General features: G+C 45.3%; 18 protein-coding genes and 1 pseudogene. 12 read left to right on the top strand and 7 right to left on the bottom strand.

The features are described from left to right. Positions 1-4 precede the first annotated feature (4 nt). Complete coding sequence (locus tag H735_RS05960) at positions 5-730, top strand: DUF3581 domain-containing protein (protein ID WP_009705868.1); 726 nt, start codon at positions 5-7, stop codon at positions 728-730. 117 nt (positions 731-847) lie between these two features. Here H735_RS05960 and H735_RS05965 read toward each other — a convergent pair whose 3' ends face one another. Both H735_RS05965 and ydiJ read right to left on the bottom strand, forming a co-directional pair. Further along, entirely contained in the window at positions 848-1309 is a 462-nt protein-coding gene (locus H735_RS05965; protein WP_009705867.1) for a methyltransferase family protein, read from the bottom strand. Between the two features lie 92 nt (positions 1310-1401). Further along, entirely contained in the window at positions 1402-4437 is a 3036-nt protein-coding gene (gene ydiJ / locus H735_RS05970; protein ID WP_020194867.1) for a D-2-hydroxyglutarate dehydrogenase YdiJ, read from the bottom strand. Between the two features lie 257 nt (positions 4438-4694). Here ydiJ and H735_RS05975 point away from each other — a divergent pair, with 257 nt between their 5' ends. From H735_RS05975 to H735_RS06010, 8 genes are all read left to right on the top strand, one after another. Continuing rightward, positions 4695-5378 (top strand): DUF3334 family protein, encoded by a 684-nt coding sequence (locus tag H735_RS05975; protein WP_009705865.1) that lies wholly within the window; start codon positions 4695-4697, stop codon positions 5376-5378. A 153-nt stretch (positions 5379-5531) separates the two neighbouring features. Beyond that, positions 5532-6227 (top strand): DUF2786 domain-containing protein, encoded by a 696-nt coding sequence (locus H735_RS05980; RefSeq protein ID WP_005443269.1) that lies wholly within the window; start codon positions 5532-5534, stop codon positions 6225-6227. Positions 6228-6383: 156 nt separating this feature from the next. Next, the gene (locus H735_RS05985; RefSeq protein WP_009705864.1) at positions 6384-7052 is read left to right on the top strand and encodes a YiaD family glycine zipper/OmpA-like lipoprotein; all 669 of its coding nucleotides are present in this window, start codon (positions 6384-6386) and stop codon (positions 7050-7052) included. A 76-nt stretch (positions 7053-7128) separates the two neighbouring features. Further along, on the top strand, positions 7129-8109 hold the full coding sequence (locus H735_RS05990; protein WP_020194868.1) for a J domain-containing protein: 981 nt from the start codon (positions 7129-7131) through the stop codon (positions 8107-8109). Positions 8110-8286: 177 nt separating this feature from the next. Further along, entirely contained in the window at positions 8287-8472 is a 186-nt protein-coding gene (locus H735_RS05995; protein WP_009705862.1) for a hypothetical protein, read from the top strand. Positions 8473-8721: 249 nt separating this feature from the next. Next, positions 8722-9039, top strand: a complete 318-nt coding sequence (locus tag H735_RS06000; protein ID WP_227739867.1) for a hypothetical protein — start codon at positions 8722-8724, stop codon at positions 9037-9039. 458 nt (positions 9040-9497) lie between these two features. After that, positions 9498-9890, top strand: a complete 393-nt coding sequence (locus H735_RS06005) for a SulA-like leucine-rich domain-containing protein (RefSeq protein WP_005443276.1) — start codon at positions 9498-9500, stop codon at positions 9888-9890. A 204-nt stretch (positions 9891-10094) separates the two neighbouring features. Beyond that, the gene (locus H735_RS06010; RefSeq protein ID WP_020194870.1) at positions 10095-11198 is read left to right on the top strand and encodes a phosphoribosylaminoimidazolesuccinocarboxamide synthase; all 1104 of its coding nucleotides are present in this window, start codon (positions 10095-10097) and stop codon (positions 11196-11198) included. A gap of 105 nt (positions 11199-11303) precedes the next feature. Here H735_RS06010 and H735_RS06015 read toward each other — a convergent pair whose 3' ends face one another. The 4 genes and pseudogenes from H735_RS06015 to H735_RS06030 form a co-directional block, all read right to left on the bottom strand. Continuing rightward, positions 11304-12980 (bottom strand): alkaline phosphatase D family protein, encoded by a 1677-nt coding sequence (locus H735_RS06015; protein WP_020194871.1) that lies wholly within the window; start codon positions 12978-12980, stop codon positions 11304-11306. 293 nt (positions 12981-13273) lie between these two features. After that, positions 13274-13651: a hypothetical protein gene (locus H735_RS06020; protein ID WP_020194872.1), complete on the bottom strand. Its 378-nt coding sequence runs from the start codon at positions 13649-13651 to the stop codon at positions 13274-13276. A gap of 235 nt (positions 13652-13886) precedes the next feature. After that, positions 13887-14644, bottom strand: a pseudogene (locus H735_RS06025) (phospholipase A). Positions 14645-14763: 119 nt separating this feature from the next. Beyond that, the gene (locus tag H735_RS06030) at positions 14764-17118 is read right to left on the bottom strand and encodes a helicase-related protein (protein WP_020194874.1); all 2355 of its coding nucleotides are present in this window, start codon (positions 17116-17118) and stop codon (positions 14764-14766) included. A 237-nt stretch (positions 17119-17355) separates the two neighbouring features. On the opposite strand from H735_RS06030, the gene H735_RS06035 reads away from it, so the two are divergent. From H735_RS06035 to H735_RS06045, 3 genes are all read left to right on the top strand, one after another. Continuing rightward, complete coding sequence (locus tag H735_RS06035) at positions 17356-19044, top strand: NAD-dependent malic enzyme (protein ID WP_009705856.1); 1689 nt, start codon at positions 17356-17358, stop codon at positions 19042-19044. 166 nt (positions 19045-19210) lie between these two features. Beyond that, positions 19211-19957, top strand: a complete 747-nt coding sequence (locus tag H735_RS06040) for a SanA/YdcF family protein (RefSeq protein WP_005443283.1) — start codon at positions 19211-19213, stop codon at positions 19955-19957. 246 nt (positions 19958-20203) lie between these two features. After that, complete coding sequence (locus H735_RS06045) at positions 20204-21574, top strand: SLC13 family permease (protein ID WP_005443284.1); 1371 nt, start codon at positions 20204-20206, stop codon at positions 21572-21574. A gap of 242 nt (positions 21575-21816) precedes the next feature. On the opposite strand, the gene H735_RS06050 is transcribed toward H735_RS06045, so the two are convergent. Continuing rightward, positions 21817-23154, bottom strand: coding sequence for a GGDEF domain-containing protein (locus H735_RS06050; protein WP_005443285.1), 1338 nt, complete (start codon positions 23152-23154; stop codon positions 21817-21819). Between the last annotated feature and the right edge of the window lie 322 nt (positions 23155-23476).

Below are 23476 nucleotides of genomic sequence, written 5' to 3' on the forward strand. Positions count from 1 at the left end.
GATTATGTTTCTAACACCTTATTTTTCAAACACTAATCACCAATTTCAGTTCACTCGTGAGCAAGCAAGTCACTTCGCAAAACGCGTAGCTGGTGATTACAACCCTATTCACGATGAGGACAACAAGCGCTTTTGTGTTCCAGGCGATCTGCTTTTTGCAGTATTGCTGAGCAAAGAAGGCGTGAGCCAAAAGATGCGTTTCGATTTCTCTGGAATGGTGAATGATGGCGTTGCACTTCACATCGAAAATAAGTGTGAAAAAGAAAGCGCCGTGGTCGATGAAGCAGGTAAAGAATACCTACACATGTCTCGTGAAGGCGAAACAAACCAAGATCCAGCATTCATTGAACACGTGGTGACTAACTACGTTCAATTCTCTGGCATGAACTTCCCTCACATCATGGTTCCTCTAATGGAAGAGAAACAGATGATGATCAACTGCCAACGTCCACTGGTGATTTACGAAAGCATGGAAGTTGAGTTCTGTCGTTTAGACCTGACTCACCCAGAAGTCGATTTCACAGGCGCAACGTTTGATGTGGAAGGCAAACGTGGTGTTGTAACGTTAAACTTTGCATTCAAACAAGACGGTGAAGTCGTTGGTAAAGGCATCAAACGTATGGTGGCAAGTGGCCTTAAACCATACGACCAAGATGCAGTTGACGATTTGGTACAACGCTTTAACGAGCGTAAGGATGCCTTCTTAGCAAAGTTCGCTAAGGCAGCTTAGTCTTCGGAAGCAATGCTCCTGCAGATAAGCCCTGCCGCTCCTTTCCAAAAAAGAAAATTCAATAGAAAGCCCAGCAAATATGCTGGGCTTTCTTTTTATCTGCGGTTTGTTTATTCATCAAATCCAGCGACGTACTTGGTTCTTATAATCTAGGTAATCTTCACCGAATAGTCTTTCCAAAGCGCGTTCTTCTGGCTTAATTTGGTAGCGATTCATGTACGCGACAAACAATACAGCGCACAAAATAACACTGAGGTGTTGCCACCACAGACCAATAGCGATAATGACAAGCAAAAGCGCTACATACATTGGATTGCGTGTGTAAGCGAATACGCCTGTATCGACCACCAGCGAAGCAGTTTCTGGTTTCACTGGGTTTACTGTCGTCTTGGCTTTACGAAACTCGTAAACACCGGCAATGCCGACAAACCCAGCAATCAAAACAAGCCCAGCAGTAACAAACTCAACAAACGGTACGGTAATTTTCATTTCTGGCACGACGTCTTTCAGCCAGTACATAAGCAGTACCATCAACAAAAATAAAGCGACAGGTGGCACTTTAAGCTCAAGCTTTTTCAATCTTCATATCCTTATGAGAATAAAACGTTGTCATCGTCAGTAACGGTTCTTAAATGATAAAAAGCCCAGTTAGACTGGGCTTTCGTAAAGCATTATATCAAGGTTAGCAAAGCTTGAACTGGGTGCTTAGGTTTTACCCCTTCAAAGCGTTTGACTTGGCTTCGGCAGGAGTACCCCGTAATCAAGCAACGCTCGGTATCGAGTTTGTCCAAGTTTGGCTTCCAGCTCAGATCATAAATGTCACGCGACATCGAGAGCTTATCTACTTCATGGCCAAAGGTCCCCGCCATACCACAACAGCCTACAGGCACAGTGTTCAACACCGCACCAAAATGAGCGAAGATAGCCCCCCACTCTTTCTCTGCATTTGGCAATTTGGTTTTCTCAGTACAATGAGCGAACAGGTACCAAGGTGCTTGCTCTTTAGATTCAAGAGCATCGAACTCGCCCAGTCTTGGGTGAAGCCACTCATGAGCAGTCAGCACATCAAACTGACCACGCTTGCTACCCAATACTTCAGCATACTCGTCGCGGTAACACAGTACCAACGCAGGATCGACCCCCACCAATGGGATATCTATGTCCGCGACCATCTCCAAGAACTTCGCGGTATCTTGCGCGGTGTTCTTAAACTGACGTAAGAAACCTTTGATGTGCTGTGCTTTGCCGTTTGGCTTAAATGGCAGAAGAATCGGATTCATACCTAACTTCTTAACCAGTTTGATGAAGTCTTCCACCACCTCTGCATCGTAGTAACTGGTGAAAGGGTCTTGAACAATCAGCACATGCTTTTGTTTGTCTTCACTTGATAAGCCACTTAGTGCTTGGAGGTCATAAGCCGTGGTTAACGTCTCGACTCGCTCTTTCAATGTCGGTACAGACAATAACGGAGCATCAACATACCCCACCGTCGAAGCCGTTAGACTTTGCACCCAAGATTGCTTGAGCACACCATTCACGACACTTGGCGCTTTGGCCATCAGTGGCAACATGGATTCAATGTTCGACACCAAGTAGTCTTTTGCCGGACGTTGGTAACGCGAGTGGTAAATGTTGAGGAAACGAGAGCGGAAGCTAGGCACATCCACTTTAATCGGGCACTGGCTCGCACACGCTTTACACGCCAAACAACCATTCATCGCTTCATACACTTCGTGGGAGAAGTCATATTCGTGACGACGGTTAATCGAATGACGCACACGGTCGATCATGGTTTTGATGGACGTTTTGTTTTCCAGCGTCTGCTTCTCTAAGTCGAGAATATCAATGCCCTGCTCAGTCAACTGGCGTAGCCACTCACGAACTAAACCTGCACGCCCTTTCGGCGAATGACGGCGGTCTGCAGTGACTTTCATTGAAGGACACATAGGCGAGCTGGTGTCGTAGTTAAAACACAGGCCGTTACCGTTACACTCCATCGCTTGCTTGAAGCTATCACGTACCTGTACGTCAATCTGACGATCGAAGTAGCCGCGTTTGGTGTCGGTCACTTTCACAAGCTCAGCATCGCTATTCAGCGGCGTACAGATCTTGCCTGGGTTCATTTTGTTGTGTGGGTCAAAAGCGGCTTTCACTCGGCGCAATTCAGTAAAGAGTTCTTCACCAAAGAACTCAGGGCCATACTCAGAGCGGAAACCTTTACCGTGTTCACCCCACATTAAGCCGCCGTATTTTGCTACTAATTTAACCACTTCATCCGAGATTTCATGCATCAAGGCTTCTTGATGAGGATCGCACAGATCCAATGCTGGTCGAACGTGGAGAACGCCAGCATCTACATGACCAAACATGCCGTAGTTAAGTGATTTTGCGTCTAGCAACTCGCGAAACTCAACGATAAAGTCCGCTAAGTTTTCTGGCGGAACACAAGTGTCCTCGGCAAACGCAACAGGCTTAGCACGCCCTTTTGCTGCGCCCAATAGACCCACGGCTTTTTTACGCATGTTGTAGATACGGCCGATGCTCGCCACATCACTGCATACTTGGTAGCCAATGATGCCCGCTTCTTCCGTTTCTAGCATGCTGTCGAGCTTGGCGGTTAGGAACGCGACTTGAGAACCCACTTCCTCTTCATCCTGACCTGCGTACTCGACCATGTTGATGCCGAGCATCTCTTTATCAGGTACGTCGGTAATCAAGTCACTGACGGTGTGCCAAACAATGTCTTGCTTCGCCAAGTTCAGAACTTTTGAATCCACTGTCTCAACAGACAACGCTTTCGCTTCCACCATAAATGGCGCATTACGTAAAGCCGAATCAAAACTGTTGTATTTCACGTTAACCAGAGTTCGCGCTTTAGGAATGCGGGTTAGGTTGAGCTTCGCTTCGGTGATGAACGCTAATGAGCCCTCAGCGCCGCACAAAACACGAGTTATATCGAAGCTGTCTGCCTCTTCATCAAATGCGTTTTTAAGGTCGTAGCCAGTTAAGAAGCGGTTTAACGGTGGAAACTTATCGTTAATTTGTTGGCGCTTGTCACGACATACCGATTCCGTCACACGCATTGCCGTATCGGCAAACTCCCCTTTATTTGGCAAGCCATGAGAAAGGTCGGATTCCAAAATCGAACCATCAGCAAAAACCGCTTGAAGAGAAAGAACGTGGTCAGAGGTTTTACCGTACTTAAGCGAGCCTTGACCGGAGGCATCGGTGTTGATCATCCCACCAATCGTTGCACGGTTGCTGGTCGATAAGTCTGGCGAAAAGAAATAACCATACGGACGAACAGCATCATTCAGCTGGTCTTTGACCACACCCGTCTGAACTCGAACCCAGCCTTCTTCTTCATTCACTTCTAGAACTTGGTTCATATGGCGAGACAAATCAACCACTATGCCCTTCGTTAAAGACTGACCATTGGTGCCCGTACCGCCACCACGAGGAGAAAAGGTAATACGCTCGTATTTTTCTTTGTTGCTGAGTTTACCGATGAGGGAAACGTCTTGGGTGGTTTTGGGATGAACAACAGCCTGAGGAAGTTGCTGGTAGACACTGTTATCAGTGGCTACTGCGAGACGGCTAGAGTATTGGTTTTCGATATCGCCAGTGAACCCGGAGTGCTCAAGCTCTTTGAGAAAACTAAGAACAAGAGGATCGACATCCGTTTGCGAGTGTAATCTTGGTAACATTTGCTTCCTGCCCCTACTGCGCTGATCCAATCAGCTGCGGGTTATCTAATTTTTAATCATTCTCACCATCAACGACCAAAACCATTGGCGAGTTAGCGGTATGAATGAGGTTGTTTTCTTTGAATTACGTCACTTTACAACATTTAAAAAGGCGTTCAAATCAGAATCTCAATACAAGAATTAAACTTATGCTTTATTTTATAACGCTTGATGCCTTACATTGAAAAAGAAATAGCCTTTCAATATGAGCTTTCAGGATGAAAAAAAATAAAGTTGTAACCACTGAAGATATCCTTCTAAAACTTTGCCAGTCGGTTTCTGGCGTACTTACTTCAGCAACCTCCTCTCAAGTTAACTACTCTGCCATGGTGCAAAAGATCAACAAAACCAGCCTCAAGCCGGATTTTGGTTGTTTTGTATTGTTTGATGGAGGCTTCACTGGTCTTGTTGTGATTAACTTTACAGCAAAAGCGGCCTTAGAGATTTACACCAACTACATGCGTAATATGGGCATGCCAGAGGAAGAGTTAGCGATCTCACACACTTCAGATGAAGTGGGCGATGTGCTTGGTGAGCTGATGAACCAATTGGTCGGCGACTTCACCAATAAAATTCGTAAAGAGCTGCAGACCAATATCACGCAGAACCAACCAAAAATGCTTTCACTGAACAAGCAAGTGATTCTGCAAGTTGATACCAATCTAGACCGTCCTCAAGCGCGCCGAGTCACCTTCTCTACAGAGAACAATAATATCTTCTACCTAGAACTTGCGATGGACAAGACCGAGTTTATCCAACTTGAAGAGTTTGAAGTGGCTGAAGATGAAAGCCCGGACGATATTTTAGAAGCCACTCGCAAAAGTATGGCTGACAAAAAAGCAGCAGAATCAGCAAGCTCAAAAAGTGATGCGGATGATCTGCTAGACCAACTTGGTCTGTAATATTGTCAAACAACGACCTTTCTCAAAGCCTCTTTCCATAAGGGGCTTTCTTTTTGCAGCACAGTTTTCCCTCTCCATCGTTATTCCGTTTTTCCATCAAAAAAGGTAATATATCCGACTTCCTAAATTTTCAGTTCCCGGTACTGGTCGTCGATGGATAAACAAAAAGCTCTGAAAAAAATCGCCAAGTGTTTAGAACTGGGCAACTCCGCCAACGTTAATGAAGCGGCGAACGCTATCAAGATGGCGCATCGTCTCATGCTGAAATATGGCTTGGATAAGGACGATATTGAGTTTATCAAGATGGGTAAGACTCAGTCTTCACATCTCTTGCCAGCAAGCATTAGCTCGACGATATTGCGCGTGATTCGCGGCATCAATACTAAGTTCGGTGTTGAGGCGGTTCTTCTGAACCATAAAGGGCTTAAACGAGTAGAGTTTATCGGTGAAGCAGACCGCGCGATTTTTGCGGCTTTTGCCTTTGATATTATCTATCGTGAGATGAACGAAAGCACAGGACAGTTCCGCAATAGTTTCGCGGGTTCAGGCACTTCTTCAATGGAAGTAACGCGTCGTGTTAACTCGTTCGTTTCTGGTTGGGTAGAAGGTGCGCTCGAAAAGCTACCTGTGATCTCACCAGATGAAGAATCCGCAAACAAAATCAATAACTACATTGATAAAGAATTTAAAAACATCGACCGTGAGACGTTCAAGAAACAGCTCAAGGAAGCGATGAAGAACATCACTGCAGATTACGAAGTCGGCTTGAAAAAAGGCCGCAAAGTTTCCGTCAACCGAGGGGTTGGCGGAGAGCAGGCGAGAAAAATGTTGGATAACCCTTCTAAATAACTCTGGAACTGATTACAACATCGCCAACTATAAGAAAAAGCTTACAAAGCTTCTATCAATCTGACGTTCGCATAACAAATATCAATACCTTCTATTCCATAATTCACATCCCATTATGAGGCGCGCTTGCGCCTCGGCTTATACGGAGATTTTCCCTTGAAAAAGATGTCTATTGCACTTGCGCTAGTGCTGGCTCTTACTGGCTGTCAAGCAACACAACGCCAAAACGCAACTACAGGTGAATACGAAACTAACTCAACCACGCAAGGTGCGCTTATCGGTGCGATTGCGGGTGCAGCAATTGGTCTTGCGACTGGTGACGACGCTAAAGAACGTCGTAAACACGCATTGATTGGTGCGGCGGCTGGTGGTGCAACAGGCGCTGGTGTTGGTTACTACTTCGACCAACAAGAAGCGGAACTGCGTCGTGCTCTATTAAACTCTGGCGTACAAGTTGAACGTGTTGGCGAAAACCAACTGCTTCTTCGCATGGAAAACGGCATTGGCTTCTCTTCAAGCTCTTACCAACTAGACGCAAGCATCCACAACACACTTCGTGGTGTGGCTCGTATCCTAGTTGAATACCCAGACACAAGCCTTGTGATCGATGGTTACACAGACAGCACAGGTAGCGATTCTTACAACCAAACGCTATCAGAGCGTCGTGCTGAATCGGTACGTCAGTACCTAGTATCACAAAACGTTGCACCAGGTCGCGCAATCGCACGTGGCTACGGTGAGCGTAACCCAATTTGCTCAAACCAAACTTCTGAAGGTCGTGCCTGCAACCGTCGTGTTGAAATCCAGATCTTGCCACTGAAGTAATTTGGTTGCACCATATCGGTAATAACAATTATTACCGGAGCAGGTCTAGCGTTGTTCGCTAGACCTGACATACCCAATGTCTTTCAGAACCACTGCCCTTACCTTTGCTTTAAGTGCCTGCCTTACGAGCACTGCATTTGCTTCTCAGAACCCGACACAACCTGAAGCCCAATTCGACCTTGCGCAGCAACTGGCGTTAAACCCCAATCCAGAATCACCCACTGACGCACGTTATTGGCTAGAACAAGCAGCACATCAAGGTTACTTACCCGCTCAAAAACAATTAGCAGAAGATTACGCTCGCGGTTTAACTGGCAACACAGACTTCACCCAAGCGATTTATTGGTTCACTTCTGTTGCGTTAAACGATCCTACCGACCGTGGTTTTTTGTTGGCCGATTTTGTCCAACACCATCAAGCGGAAGTATCGAACTCTGATCTCGTCGAAGCTTGGTATCAACTGTCTGCACTTAAAAACCCTCAGGCAGAAGAAGCCTATAACCAGTTTTTGGAAGATCGCTTCAATCAACTCAGGGCCAAACAAGTTTCTGAGATTGTAGAGTTGGATAAGCAAGCCACTGACGAAGAACAGAAAGAGACCATTGAAATTCAACAAGCAAAGAAAGCTGAAAACACCAACGTTTGGTATGCCTCTGGCGCTCTGGGCTTTGCTTTGCTTCTTGGTGGCGGTGCATTCGGTTACCGCAGGCACACACAAAAGGCCAAAGCCATTGCAGCGAATGAAGTGTCACGCTCTCTGCAATTAGAGACACAAGTGAAAGAACTTCAGTTCGCCAATAAACAACTTAAGCGCCAACTCGAAAAAGTATTTAAAGAGTTCAAGAAGATAAAAGGTCAATCTGAGAACCAAAAACTTCTCGTCGCTTGTGCAATGTTTGGCTATACCCCGCAAACCATTCCAGACAGTAAAGCAGTGAAGTTGCGCTACAGACAATTATCTAAACTCTACCATCCTGATTCTAGGGGAAGTGAAGAAGAGATGAAGCGTTTAAATCAGGCGTTTAAAACCATTTCACAAAATGTTACAAAAGAGTAAAACTTAGCCACACACCTTTATCTCGCGAGCTTTTCATCCTAGAAAATAAAGGCTCGCAATCGATCTCCCTCTCAAACAAATTAACAGACATTTAACTTGACCATCTTTTATATGCCATAATGCCGGGTGAAAAATAACACCTAGCGACTCAAATTTATGTAGGTGGGGAGAAAATCAATGTTCACTGAAGAAGGCACCTGTGACTGGTGTAAAAAACCTAGCTTTGTAACTCGTCATGATTACGTAGATGGTAAATACCATCGTTCATGCAGCTCTTGCTACGACATCGCGAAAATCGATGTCCGCCTATTCAACCAAGGCGAATTGCAAATGCGCGAGCGTTTGGAACAACGAGCAAGCTAAATAGAACAAATCAACGGAACTGATTTTCAAGGGCGCCTTATCACAAGGCGCTTTTTTGATCCTTCATCAGAACGTGAAGCCCTCACAACCAAAACACTCCGCAATCACATTCTCTAGTCCTCTGGTGGTTCTCACACCCTCAAATCGGCTATTAATTGACCTATTAAAAACAGTGTCACTTATTTCATAGTGATGTTGATGGTTTTCCCTGTCAGCGGGTCAAACCCACGATACATCTGGAGTATAGTTTTGTCGCTCAAACAAAAAACAGGTGACCATATGTACACAGATGAAGCGGAAGCAATTATTGCTAGCCAGCCTCCTGAAGCCGTTGCAACTGGCGAGTTGATGGTTTTGAAAAATACAATTAAAAGAAAAGTCTCTGGCCCTAACAAAAGTCGATTATTGCGATTAGCAAACTCCGACCTTGGCAGTTTATGCTCCCGTGCCAATTCAGGTAACATCGAACAAATTCGCACCATGTTTCAAACTATGGTTCAGCTTGTAAGGGCTGGCAACCTTGGCCAATTTGAAACAGAAATCGCACGTGCAAAAACCGAATTCTAACCATTATTAAACATCGATCCTTGTATTTTCAGGCTGCGTATTCGCAGCCTGCTTTTTATCATTTCCTGAAAAAGCAAAGCGCTTTCTTGAACGTTCTGCCTCTGCCTTTCTTGTTTTCTCTTCCTTTCTTCTTCCTCAAAAGCACTAACACTACTGTGTGCCCTCACGAAAAAGCACTGTATAAATCGGTTAAAACCACTGTATAGCTAATCCGAAATTACTGTATATACAGTAGTAACCACCTGTATATACAGCTCCGGAATGCAGGTTACTTCACATTTCACCATGTTTATCAAACATATCAAAAGCCAAACTTTACACTTTAATTTCAATAACTTAGATAAAAACCAAGTCATAAGTACGGGAAAGTTTTTCAACTCCATTCATAAAAATCGGTTGATCAGGCATCAAAAACAAACTACTGTGTATACATACAGCATGTATAAAGGAACAGTAAGATGCAGTTACAAACTCAATCTCATACATACTCTCGCTACAACGTATTGGCACAAGCAACACAACCTATGGATGTGTCGGACCAACTTCTTTCTAAGTTGGCAGTATTGTCTCAACAACAGCAATGGATTCTGTTTACCGCTGAGTGCCCTCGTCCTGATTTTGAGCAACTTGCTGCTTCCAACATTCGCTGTCAAAACATCATTCAGATGAAACCGTCTCAACAGCTTTCTGAAGTGGAAATCGTAATCAAAGCTATTCAGTCTGGTAACGCTAGCGCTGTCGTCGCATCGAACAAGATTGCTCTAATGAATCAATCAATGCTTCGCGATATTGCTCAACGTTATCAGTGTGAAGTCTTTTTCGTCGAAGGCAGAGTGAACAAGTACCACTAACAAGATCGACGTTATCCATCCTGCATCTCGCCTCCTTTTAAGGGGGCTTTTTTTGTGCTTTAACAAATTAAGGCAAACGTTTGCTTTTTCTCTGGCGAGTTAAAATAGTTCTGGTATGATGCCCTCATTCGATTTATTCAGCGTGCTCTTTTCGCTGGATATCTTCTCTTTATGACGTTTGATTAAGATGATAGGAATGTCGCAATGAGCCTTGCTAATCAAGTACTTGCCGTCAATGACGACCTGCCAATTCGCACCCACAAGCCTGTTCACAGCGGAAAAGTTCGCTCTGTTTACTGGTTAACTGAAGAAGACAGCGCACGACTGATCAAAGAAAAAGGATACGATGTCGCTCCTGATGCCCCGTTGGCCATCATGGTGATCAGTGACCGTATCTCTGCATTCGATTGTATCTGGCATGGCGAAGGTGGACTCAAAGGCGTTCCGGGTAAAGGCGCTGCACTCAACGCGATCTCTAACCACTGGTTCAAATTGTTCAAAGACAACGGCCTTGCTGATAGTCATATCTTGGACATCCCTCACCCATTCGTTTGGATCGTACAAAAAGCGAAGCCAGTTAAGATTGAAGCAATCTGCCGTAAGTACATCACAGGTTCTATGTGGCGCGCTTACGCAAATGGCGAGCGTGAATTCTGTGGCATTCAGCTTCCTGAAGGTCTTGAGAAAGATAAAGCGCTACCTGAATTACTAATGACACCTTCAACCAAAGGTATCTTGAAAGGTATTCCAGGCGTTCCTGAGGCGGATGACGTGAACATCACTCGCCAAAACATCGTGGATAACTATGAAGCTTTCAACTTCTCAAGTGCAGAAGACATTGCACAATACGAAAAGCTATTGAAAGAAGGTTTCAACGTGATCAGCGATGCACTTGAAGCCGTTGACCAAACGTTCGTGGATACTAAGTTTGAATTTGGTTACGTGCACGACGCTGCTGGTAACGAAAAGCTAATTTACATGGATGAAGTCGGTACGCCTGATTCGTCACGTATTTGGGATACAAAAGAATACCAAGCGGGTAACATCGTTGAGAATTCGAAAGAAGGTTTCCGTCAGTTCTTACTAAACCACTTCCCTGAGCCTGATATTCTGCTTAACAAAGAACGCATGCCAGAACGTGAAGCCCTTGCTCGTGATAACGACCTGCCAGTGGAGTCCTTGATGGATATCTCTCGCACGTATATCGGCATTGCAGAAAAAATCACAGGGCAACCAATCAAGTTGAGCGATAATCCGAAAGCAGAGATCATCGAAATCTTAAGCAAAGAATACGGTCTAATCGACTAAAGTCAGCCTCTGTACTGAGTTACTAGATTAACCAACAAGAAAGTCCGCCAAGTGCGGACTTTCTTATTTCTAGCGCGGTCGTCTAGAACGTATTCGTTAACTGCCCTACTCTATATCGAGCATCAGACCATTCGTTGTGGATGCCGACTTGGTTGTCACTTGATAGTTTTTATCTTTAATGCTGGAAAGCATGTACCACGTTGATTGCGCTTTCTCTGGCGTAAAGGTCACACGCATGAAACCGCGTTGCTTGATGTCCGTCCATTGCAGTTCAGAAACCAAGTTCGGCAGTGAATATTCCATCTGAGCAATCGCAACTGGCTCTAACGCTAAATATTCTTCTAAGCCTGGCGAACTGACCGAGCTTGTCGCGAACTCAACGCCAATAGGATTGTTCGACATATCCTTCAACTCACTAGTCCATGCATTATGTGTATCACCCGCCAAACATACAAAGTTGCCTGAGCTTGCTTTAGCAATTTCGTAAACGCGCTCACGTTCGATGTAATAACCATCCCAAGCATCAAGGTTATACGGCAGCTTAATCGTGTCTGAGCTTGGATCTGCAAGATAACTGGCGATCGCATTATTCACAGCTAAGAGCGCGTCCATCTTCTGATCGTCGGTTGCGGTAAAGAGTTGGAACATCGCCAACATAACAGAACTCGGAAGCTCCATACGTGACATAAGCACTTGCTGTCCAAGCACATTCCACTTTGCATTTTGGCTACCAAACGCATTCATCAACCACGCTAACTGCTCTGTGCCAAGCAATTCTCTTTCAGTACTTCGTGACCGAGCAACTAGGCTACCAATCGCTTCCATTGTTGGTTCGGTTAGGGAGAAATAATCCAAAGGTTGGTCGCGGCCTACCAATCGAGTGTCGAGCATCATTAGATTGATTAAGTCACCAAAGGCGAACTGACGATAAATCAGCATGTTTGAGAAGGTGTTTTCTCGCACAGGGAGCCATTCAGTCCAAGCTGCTGCTGCCGCGGCGCGTCTGTCATTAAAGCTGCCTTCGTTGTCTTGGTGGTTTTCCGCCCCCTCTTTCCATGCATCATTAGCTAACTCGTGGTCATCCCACACTGCGATCATTGGTAGCGCCGCATGTAGAGCTTGCAGATCTTCATCTTGGCGATATTGAGCATAGCGCTTTCGATAATCATCTAAACTAATACACTCTGTGCCTTTGCTCGGCTCACGACCTAGCGCAGCTGCATCTTCGCTCGCATAACCACCAGCGCCGTATTCATAAATATAATCACCGAGATGCAAAACCACATCAAACGCTTCCTTCTGATGCTGCACAAGAATCTCTTTGTAGGCGTTGAAATACCCCGCCGGATAATTTGCGCAAGACACGACTGCCATAGACGCTTTGCTCACGCTGCCTTCCGGTAAGGTCTGTGTCATACCAACGATGCTACTCTTCTCTCCCACCATGAATCGGTAGTAGTACTGGGAGCTTGGATTAAGGTTTTGCACATCGACCTTGACCGTAAAATCGCGGCTGGTATCTGTGGTAAAAGTGCCACTTTGCTCGATGGTAGAAAAATCTTCCGTTGCAGACACCTGCCAAGAGACATCGACATAACTCGCCTGCGTAGTCACTCTTGTCCAGATGATCACTTGAGTTTGAGTTGGGTCACCACTGGCGACGCCATGCTCGAATGAGGCAGCAGTGGCAGTATTGTTATCATCACTTCCACAAGCGGTCAGCGTGGTAGCAACGGCTCCTGAAGAGACGACTTTTATAAAGTCTCTGCGAGACAATGACATAGTAACTTCCTTTGTTATTGTGTTTTTATCGATGCGCGTTTTCCTGCGCTGAGTAACGAGCCAATTTAGGCATTGGGATCGTTTGGCTAATTACTCTAAAAAACATTAAGTTAGAAGCTAGTTATGACAATTGCATTTCTTAATGTTAATTTTTTGTTGCTTTAAGTGTAAATACTCTATATTCATCACAGTTCCAACAAATTGAAAACCAATTTATAGAATCAATAGAACAAACATAAAAAAAGCGACCGTTGCTGGTCGCTTTTGTGTTTGGGGGAAATGTTCCTTGGGTGTTAGAGCTTCAAATTAAGCACATCTTGCTCTGCAGTTTCTACTTTTAGTTTACTTCGAGATTCAATGTACTCTATTTGTTTTGAGTCTAACGAATAAGGCATAACTACACGTAATTCATGGATCCCTTCATGTTTTGCTAGCTTCACCAACATCACTAGATTGGATTCATCGCTCTGACGAGAAGACATCGATTTTAAGGCAGCATCCCAAAGGCGATCCTCTGGTTGGCTTAACTCCGCGATGTTCTGTTTCCACATCAGGCCAAAAATGGGAGCGATGGTGGCGAATACCTCCAAGAAGGTCCACTTCTTACTTCCCGTTGCCCCTAGGAAGCTTGTGTAGTCGAATTCAATGCATGTCTTTCCTTGTTGCTCCATCCTATGCCTCGACACTCTGAAATGAGATATACAAAATATCGTTCAATTACTTTGATATAGCAATAGGATATAAAACAATGGTCTTTTATGCCCTAATTTAACCTCAAAAGGAAATATTAAAACCAGCTTTGTAACAAATGATATACAGCTTCGCCATATATAAGCATCCAATTGATTAATATTTTAAACGCTAAACTAAAACTAAGGGGCAACAAGGGATACAAGCAGATCGGCGTTATAAGTTAACCAACCTGATCCCAAGCCCAACACGCGTTTGTGAATGGTCGTAATCAATCAAGGTTTCACCATAGCCATGGTAGCCCTGAACATACAAACCTAAGATGTCATTGAAGTACAAGGTGTACCCCAATTCTACGCCACCTTTATCATCGGCAAAGTTATAGAAGCCTCGGGTATTAAACACACCAGCGCCAGTGTAGACCTTCGCCCAAAGTTCATACGGGGCATAATAGTTTTCCATGTCATCATTTTCGGTAGTGACCACCCACCAAGCGTGCGCACCGTATTCAACAGGACCAGAAAAGCGCTCTGCCGCGATATAAAGGCGATCCCAACTGCGAGATAGCTTACTTGATTGGCCATTTGACTCATGCTTGTACCCCACCTCTAAATGGTTGAATAACAGCATGTTTGATTGATGCGCAAGAAACACTTGAGGTTTGTAATTGGTCTCTCTGAACGGAGAAGAAATGTCAGAGTTAGCAAGTTGCCAGAGAGACTTTTGCGTGTAAGACCCCATCAAAGCCGTACCGGAACTGAATCGGTAGAATGGGATAGAAGCCGAGATTTGAAACTTCACTTCAAACTGCTGAAGTGAGTCCATATCTGAACCGAGTTCGTTGTAGGCGTCTTGATTGATGTCTGTGGTGTAGGTACCCGAACGTAGTTGTCTTCATATGTTGAGATGTGTGTGATGCTTTTGCCGTACGCTAGTACCGGACATAACAATAGTGGAATCGCTTTATACTTCATCGTTTTCCTTCACGCCGCTCAACCGGAGCGGCAAATTCATTCCTTATCACCCAATAATCAGGTCATAAACTGCAAGGGAAACGGATTAAAGCAATTATCGTTCCGGCTTATAAATATCCTTATTTTACATCAAGCACACGGCTGGCTTTTTTGTACTGCACTTTCCAACCTGCCCAGCGTGGTAGCTCCCAACGTTTAGGGTCGCCTTTTCGGCTGCCTTCGGTGTAAATGACATGAACCAATTTACGAGACACAAAGTATTCCACATCGAGTTTCAGTTCCGCCAAGATCAACTTTAAAGGGAACTGCTCAGCAAAGTCTTGATATTCCCAGTCTGGAATGCCTTCGAATGGGATGTCATCAACTTCAAACAGCTCGATATCTTCCACACTTTCTACACCAAGCGTTTCCAATTGCTCGACCAACCAAGTAGCGAAAGACAAACCATCGAGTTCTGTTTTTTCAATAGGCTCAGGATTTAACCCAAGCGCGTTATAGATCTTCCAGTGCTGAATTTGCTGTTTTCTCAATGGAGCAAAACCCGGTAATAGCGTTTCGTCTTCAATCATCTCAACAATAGATTGGACGGCAACTTCGCCTTCAAGCGCTTGATATTCCGTACAAATGGTTCGTCCTGCATAGACCAAATGCATGGTCGCTCGTGGGGATTCTTCCTCATAATTGGTTTCGCCTTGTTGCCACTCACCAAGCTCTAATTCGCGCAGCAGATTGAGGGAAACAGGCAGCATTACGGAGGCAAGATTGAGCGTCTGTTTTACACCTCGTCCGGGTACGCTGTGGCTATCTAGCACCAAAGCTGCTTCACTTTTTTCCGGAAAACGGCTATTACGCCCAACCATCATTTCCATCAAACCATTGCCTAGCGCGTCACGACGTCGTTCTCGGCGAACAAATACAAGCTCTGGATGTAACGTGGCAATGGCTTTGGTCAATTCATCGCGTTTGTATCGCGATGCGACTTCAAGATCCGGCAATTCAAACACTTCTCGCATTTGCTTTGCTAAACCTTGCGCTTCTTCAAGCACGCTTGCGTCGAGATTAATGCCAGAAAGTTGCTCCCCTCGCACCAAGCGAATCATCAACGAGGCATCGCAACTAAATGGTTCTTCTTGAGCTAATGCTTCGGCAGACTCACCGCCTTGCAATTGGTACAACTGAGCGGGCACAGAAAGCGCTGCCGCTAAATCGATCATTGCTTCTCTTTCTGATTTGGTTTGGATGCGAGTCACTAAGTCTGCAAATAAGGCATCAATTGGTAGAGGGTAAACTTTTTTACCGTGCTCGGTGATGTCACCTTGCTCGTCTATCGCTCCCATCCCCTGCAAGGTTTGGAGTGCTGAGTTAAGTGACTTTTCAGGTACAGAATCGAGGAAGGAAAGTTCGGAAAGTCTGTATCCACAACAAGCCGCTGCGAGCATTGGTTCTACGAGTTCTTCACGGTGCAATTCAGGTGGCGTCACCAATTCCAACGGTGCATGCTCACCAAACAAGCGAATACACGCCCCTTCAGCAACACGGCCAGCTCGCCCCATTCGCTGCGCCGCGCTGGCTTTAGAGATGTTGGTTAACGTCAGGGCTGTTCGTCCATTGCGTTGCACGGTTCTGCGTTCCAGGCCGCTGTCGATCACGACGCGGATGTTTGGAATGGTCAGAGAGGTTTCTGCAACGTTGGTTGCCAACACCACTTTACGCTGCTTTTGTACCGTTAACGCACGATGGCGCTCTTCATCACTCACCGATGCATGCAGCTTCACGACCATCACATCATCAATACTTTGCAGCATTTGTGCACATTGAGTGATCTCTTTTCGACCCGGTAAGAAAACGAGAATATCGCCCTCTTCGTCTTCGAGTGCTTCTTTTACTGTGCGCACAACATCATTCTCACAACCTTTCTTGTTCGGCAAGTAACGACTGTCCATTGAGCGATGAGTCACGGTGACAGGAAAACAACGACCTTCTGATCGCAGGCGCTTGGCATCCAGATAGCTCGCCAGTTTTTCGCCTTCTAAAGTGGCTGATGTAACAATCAAACGGTGCTGTTTTTCTTGCTTTAAAATCGCGGTAAGGAGATCAATGTCCCAGCGGCGTTCATGAAATTCGTCCACCATCACGATATCGAAGCTAGCCAGTTTGTCTTCCGCGAACCAACGCAGCGCAACACCGGGCGTCACGAATACGACTTTAGTCTTTTCATCATAGTGAGCGTGAAGCTTGATCGCGTAACCAATCTGCTTACCTAAAGGTTGACCAGATTTCTCGGCAAGAAATTCAGCTAACGAGGTACAAGCGATTCGGCGTGGCTCAATCACCAATACTCGACCGTGATTTGCTGCCCAAAGTGGCAATCGCGTAGATTTACCTGAGCCGGTTTCGGCCTCAACCACCAAATGATGGTGATTCACGAGTTGGTCAAATTCCGCTTGTAAGCTATCGATAGGTAATTGAGACATAAAAGATAAGAACGTGATAATGGATTGCGAGGCATTATACCTGAGTGAGAAATTCCTGCTTTAGGAATCGTTTCTGGCCATTTAATGACAGTATTAATGTTTCAGTGACGATATTTTCGTCGGGAATTGGATTTTTTTGCGACATTACGTTGATGTGCATCAACGAATGTTTACAACTAAATAGTGAACCCGTTAGAATTTTGCACGCATCCTTCAACCCTACATTTAAGGCACCCAATGAACAACGACAAGCGCCCACTCTATATCCCATATGCGGGTCCGGCTCTTTTAGCGACCCCTCTTTTGAACAAGGGCAGTGCGTTCTCCGGAGAAGAACGTAGTTCATTCAACTTGGAAGGTCTTCTACCAGAGACGACTGAAACCATCCAAGAGCAAGTAGAGCGTGCGTACCAACAGTACAAAAGCTTTGAAAGTGACATGGACAAGCACATTTACCTGCGCAACATCCAAGACACGAACGAAACGCTATTCTACCGCCTAGTTCAAAACCACATTTCTGAGATGATGCCGATCATCTACACACCAACCGTTGGTGCAGCGTGTGAGAACTTCTCAAACATCTACCGTCGTGGCCGTGGTCTGTTCATCTCTTACCCGAACCGTGACCGTATCGATGACCTGCTAAACAACGCAGCAAACCACAACGTTAAAGTTATCGTGGTCACTGATGGCGAACGTATCTTGGGCTTGGGTGACCAAGGTATCGGCGGCATGGGTATTCCAATCGGTAAGCTTTCTCTTTACACAGCGTGTGGCGGCATCAGCCCAGCTTACACACTACCAATCGTACTTGACGTGGGTACTAACAACCCGCAACGTCTTGCAGACCCAATGTACATGGGTTGGCGTCACCCTCGTATCACTGGTCCTGATTACGATGCGTTTGTTGAAGAGTTTATCCAAGCAGTACAACGCCGTTGGCCCGATGCCCTTATCCAGTTCGAAGACTTTGCACAGAAAAACGCAATGCCACTTCTAGAGCGCTACAAAGATCGCATCTGTTGTTTCAACGATGACATTCAAGGTACGGCGGCAGTTACAGTAGGTTCTCTACTGGCAGCATGTAAAGCGGCGGGCACTAAACTGTCTGATCAACGTATTACTTTCTTGGGTGCTGGTTCTGCTGGTTGTGGTATTGCTGAAGCGATCATTGCGCAAATGGTATCGGAAGGAATCTCTGATAAGAAAGCACGTTCGCAAGTTTACATGGTTGACCGTTGGGGTCTGTTGCAAGAAGGCATGCCTAACCTTCTTGATTTCCAACAGCGCTTGGTTCAGAAGTTCGACAACACGAAGAAGTGGGAAAATGAAGGAAATGGCTTCTCACTTCTTGATGTGATGCACAATGCGAAGCCAACCGTGCTAATTGGTGTATCTGGTGCCCCTGGTCTCTTCAGTGAAGAAGTGATCAAAGAAATGCACAAGCACTGCGCGCGTCCGATTGTATTCCCGCTTTCGAACCCAACAAGCCGCGTAGAAGCAACACCAAATGACATCATTCGTTGGACAAACGGTGAAGCGTTAGTTGCAACAGGTAGCCCATTTGAGCCAGTGGTTCATGAAGGCAACACTTACCCTATCGCGCAATGTAACAACAGCTACATCTTCCCTGGTATTGGTTTGGGTGTACTTGCGGTAAACGCGAAGCGCGTAACTGACGAAATGTTGATGGAATCAAGCCGTGCATTGGCAACATGCTCACCATTAGCGATCAACGGTAACGGTGCTCTGCTTCCACCACTAGAAGAAATTCATTTGGTATCGAAGAAGATTGCATTCGCTGTTGCGAAGAAAGCGATTGAGCAAGGTGTCGCGCTAGAAATCACTGATGAAGCGCTAAATGACGCAATTGACCAAGCATTCTGGCAACCAGTTTACCGCCGTTACAAACGCACAGCATTCTAAGCTTTAAGACGTTTTGTATAATTATTAGCCCTCGCACTCCGAGGGCTTTTGTTTTTTATGCTCTTTTTTCTCATCCTAACCATATTTTGGCATAAATGGGCTTCTCTCTTTTCATTTCTATCAGATATGATGAGGGATACACATTGAAATAAGGACATCGAACGTTTTGCTGTTTTCTCGCATAAAGTCAAAGTGGAAGCTCAAGTTCTCATGGAAGCGTCTGGCTTTGGTTTTGTCGATCTCTTTACTCGGTCTTTTCGTCACAATTATTGCTATTGACCGTTGGGTCGTGCTCCAAGCACAAGAAGAAATCTTTACCGACTACGAGCAAGTGCCTAAGCATGAAGTCGCGGTCGTTCTCGGTACCAGTAAATACATTGGGAAGATCCTCAATACTTACTACACTCACAGAATCAACGCCGCTATCGAACTGTACAAACAAGGAAAAGTGAAACAGTTTTTGTTGAGTGGGGACAACGCACATCGCTCTTACAATGAACCGTGGACGATGAAACGTGATCTACTCAAAGCGGGCGTGCCAGAAGAAGTCATTCATCTGGACTATGCGGGGTTCCGAACCCTAGATTCCATCGTTCGTGCTAAAAAGATATTCGCCTCTGAGCGCTTCTTGATTGTCACTCAACGATTTCATTGTGAACGCGCGCTGTTTATTGCTGACGCTTACAATATTGATGCGCAGTGTTTGGCTGTAGCTGGACCAACGGCAAGTAAGCAGAAGATCAACATGCGAACGCGTGAACTTATGGCACGTGTGAAAGCATTTTTGGACTTGTACATCATGAATACGCAACCGCGCTTCCTTGGTCCTCAAGAGCCAATCGTTGCGGTGGAAGATACAGTGGAAGAAAAACAAGAAATCATCGAAAACGAACGTAACATTCCGGTTCACTAAGTCAACTAAAGTGTTGCTGCTTTCAACATTCTCGCCCTGCATTACACACCGATAACAATTCATTAAAAGTAAATGGGTAGCTTTCTACCCATTTCCAATTCCCAACCTCACACTTTCTTATTCTGCCGTCGATTCAGGCAAAACACCCTTTCGCATCCGAAGTAACATTTAATCAATAAATAACTACAAGTCAGTTACTTTGCCATAAAAAACCAACACTAAGGCAATGCAAAAGGAGCACAACCCATGACCGCACTCGCTGTGACACTGAAGAATTGGTTCTTCACACGCAACAGCATGATATTGACGTCTAATGTCCTGCTGTTCGCTATTTTGTTCAACACCCTACCCTTTGAGCCTCAAGTCGTAACCGGCTTATGTATTTTGATTTTCGTTGCCGTACTTTGGCTAACGGAAGCCATTCACGTAAGCATCACTGCCCTGCTAATCCCGCTGCTCGCGGTATTCTTGGGCGTATTCAATACCCAAGCAGCACTAAACAACTTCTCTAACTCGATCATTTTCTTGTTCTTGGGTGGTTTCGCATTGGCTGCAGCGCTGCATAAGCAAAAGCTTGACCAAGCGATCGCAGACAAAGTACTACTGATTGCGCGCGGTAAGATGTCTGTCGCGGTCTTCATGCTGTTTGGTGTGAGCGCAGGCCTATCAATGTGGATCTCAAACACCGCAACGACAGCGATGATGTTGCCATTGGTTCTTGGCGTAATGAGCAAACTAGACGCGAAGAAGAGCCACAGCACTTACCTGTTCGTGCTACTTGGTATCGCTTACAGTGCGTCGATTGGCGGCATCGCAACGCTAGTAGGTAGCCCACCGAATGCTATCGCAGCCGCAGAAGTCGGTTTGAACTTTACAGAGTGGATGGAGCTGGGTTTACCAATTTCTTTGATTCTGATGCCTATCGCGATCTTGGTGCTTTACACCATGACAAAACCAGATTTAAGCCACACGTTCGAACTTGACCACCAGCCTGTTGAGTGGACAAACGGCAAAAAGATCACCTTAGCGATTTTCCTATTAACAGTGACATTCTGGATTTTCAGCAAACCAATCAACGCGATGCTTGGCGGTTTTGCGAAGTTCGATACCCTCGTTGCAATTGGTGCGATTCTATTACTTGGTGCATCTCGCGCAGTAGAGTGGAAAGACATTGAAAAGACAACTGACTGGGGTGTTTTGATCCTGTTTGGTGGCGGTATCTGTCTAAGTAACGTACTAAAAGCAACAGGCACAAGTGTCTTCTTGGCTAACGGTCTAGCTGGTTTCCTTGAGCAAGCTGGTGTCCTACTCACGATTTTATCTGTGGTTGCGTTTGTTGTTTTCCTAACCGAGTTTGCAAGTAACACCGCGAGTGCGGCGCTATTAGTGCCAGTATTTGCCACCATTGCAGAAGCGCTTGGTCTATCGCCAGTCATTCTATCAGCACTGATTGCGGTAGCTGCATCTTGTGCCTTCATGCTGCCAGTAGCAACGCCACCTAACGCGATTGTATTTGCGACGGGTCATATCAAACAGAAAGAGATGATGCGAATCGGTATGGTGTTGAACGTTGCATGTATCGGCGCGCTGACTCTATTCGCTTGGTTGTTCTGGTAAACATTGCTCAAATAAAAAAGAGCTGCGCCCAAACGCAACTCTCTTATCAAAACTAGCACTACAACTGCTGTTCTCGGTAATCAAATTGAATACCTAACTACTACCCCCTAGTCATGTTCAGCAGTTTCCCTTTTGGTGGTCGGTCGGCCACCTTTTTTCTTTTCCACGCCAATGGTGAGCGCGGCACTTAGGAAGCTGAGTTATGAAGCTTAGGTTGTGAAACCTTAGTTATGAAGTCTTAGTTAAGAAGCAATATCCGACTTCTTTTGCATGCCGTAATTTACTTCTATTCGGTTTCGGCCATTACGCTTAGCCAAATACAAGACTTCATCTGCACGAGCCATCGTCTCAGAGACTCGTTCGTTTTGCATTTGGGCGACACCAATACTGCACGTTAGCGATTCACCATGAACCCAGAGGTGTTTTTCAACATTCTGGCGCACGACTTCAGCTTTCTTCACGGCTTGCTCAATATCGGTATTTGGGCAGAACACGACGAACTCTTCCCCACCCCAACGAACCAAACGATCATCTGGTTGGATAGAGCTAGCGATCACCATGACAAACTCCCGCAGAATATCGTCACCCATCTGATGACCATACTTGTCGTTTACTCGTTTGAATTTATCCAAGTCCATGTAAAGGATAGAGAAGGAATCGTGCCCCCAACGAACTTGTCGAGCCTGTTGCTCCAACCAGTTTTGTACCGCATGTCGGTTCATTGCTCCAGTTAACGCATCACGATGTGCCAGTTCTGCAAATTCATAATTTTGAGCGCGCAGTGTACTGTTCACTTTTTCTAAATGCCGATGACGCTTTCGTGCTTTGTTATACGCGATTTTGTTTTTACGCATTTCATGCAGCGAGAAAGCCAAGCCAAGTGCCATCCAAGAGAACAACAGCGCGAACAAGAGTGTGGATTGCTGAACATACGCACCTTCAAACTCGATCTTGTCGATCACGATCTTATGTTTACCGAGTGCCGCCCCCGCTCCGGTAGCCAAATCAATGCGAGTAATATTGGCAAACTCAGGCGCAGAGTGCTCAATCGCAACGTCGTTGTCATTCAACCACCACGTCATTACTTGAAGGTTTTCTATTGGGATCTCGATGACTTCGCTAAAGTCTGAAGGAGAAAACTGCATGCCATTGTATTTGATGGTGTATTCATCATTCGGATCTGAATAGGCCGAATTGAAATTACGTAGGTACAGGCGCAAGTTTTTGCTTGGGCTTTGTCCCTCTCCCGCAGTTTCATAACGAATTTTAAGACGAACGGTATGGTAACTGGAAAGATCCAAACCTTTAGTCGCTTGCTTCACATCGGTGTAAACGGAGATACCGCAATAAGGCCACGCGTACTTACTTTCTTTTAGGTCACAGTTGAGAACCAAACTGTGGTTTTGATAAGTAATATCAGATTCACTCAGACCACCAGCAATGGCATCGCTTGTGACATGAATATTAAATTGATCCGGCGTGACTTCTAGCTTACGGGTATCACCTAGCAAACTGTATAACGCCACTAAACTGATGGTGCATATCGATAATGCAAAAATTAATCTGTGTATCCACTTCATCGTGACTAACCTAGTTACTGACTATCGTTCTGTTTATATTAAGCAAATGTACTGAAAGTTATTTCACATTTCAAATAAAGTTATTTATCAAGTTAAAAAGTGATTTTTGACTCACATTCTCACTCTCGATACATATTACTCATTTAAGAAGCGTGATCTTGCTTCAGGTATGTAGGATTTTTCTCACTTGAGCATTTGTGCGAAGCATCTCACGTCAATCAACATCACCTTGATTAAAAAGGCACCAAAGAGGACACAAAACCACAGACTTATTTGCTTATCTCTGCATATCGAGACCGCTTCGGTATATACTGTGCAAAAA

Source organism: Vibrio owensii CAIM 1854 = LMG 25443 (assembly GCF_000817815.1).
GTDB classification, from domain to species: Bacteria; Pseudomonadota; Gammaproteobacteria; order Enterobacterales; family Vibrionaceae; genus Vibrio; species Vibrio owensii.

Bases quoted from the DNA above. Each gene is read 5' to 3' on its own strand.
- H735_RS06010 (WP_020194870.1), top strand. From the start codon at position 10,095: ATGAGCCTTGCTAATCAAGTACTTGCCGTCAATGACGACCTGCCAATT.
- H735_RS06020 (WP_020194872.1), bottom strand. From the start codon at position 13,651: ATGGAGCAACAAGGAAAGACATGCATTGAATTCGACTACACAAGCTTC.
- H735_RS05975 (WP_009705865.1), top strand. From the start codon at position 4,695: ATGAAAAAAAATAAAGTTGTAACCACTGAAGATATCCTTCTAAAACTT.
- ydiJ (WP_020194867.1), bottom strand. From the start codon at position 4,437: ATGTTACCAAGATTACACTCGCAAACGGATGTCGATCCTCTTGTTCTT.
- H735_RS05990 (WP_020194868.1), top strand. From the start codon at position 7,129: ATGTCTTTCAGAACCACTGCCCTTACCTTTGCTTTAAGTGCCTGCCTT.
- H735_RS06045 (WP_005443284.1), top strand. From the start codon at position 20,204: ATGACCGCACTCGCTGTGACACTGAAGAATTGGTTCTTCACACGCAAC.
- H735_RS05980 (WP_005443269.1), top strand. From the start codon at position 5,532: ATGGATAAACAAAAAGCTCTGAAAAAAATCGCCAAGTGTTTAGAACTG.
- H735_RS06005 (WP_005443276.1), top strand. From the start codon at position 9,498: ATGCAGTTACAAACTCAATCTCATACATACTCTCGCTACAACGTATTG.
- H735_RS06035 (WP_009705856.1), top strand. From the start codon at position 17,356: ATGAACAACGACAAGCGCCCACTCTATATCCCATATGCGGGTCCGGCT.
- H735_RS06015 (WP_020194871.1), bottom strand. From the start codon at position 12,980: ATGTCATTGTCTCGCAGAGACTTTATAAAAGTCGTCTCTTCAGGAGCC.
- H735_RS06050 (WP_005443285.1), bottom strand. From the start codon at position 23,154: ATGAAGTGGATACACAGATTAATTTTTGCATTATCGATATGCACCATC.
- H735_RS05995 (WP_009705862.1), top strand. From the start codon at position 8,287: ATGTTCACTGAAGAAGGCACCTGTGACTGGTGTAAAAAACCTAGCTTT.
- H735_RS05960 (WP_009705868.1), top strand. From the start codon at position 5: ATGTTTCTAACACCTTATTTTTCAAACACTAATCACCAATTTCAGTTC.
- H735_RS06030 (WP_020194874.1), bottom strand. From the start codon at position 17,118: ATGTCTCAATTACCTATCGATAGCTTACAAGCGGAATTTGACCAACTC.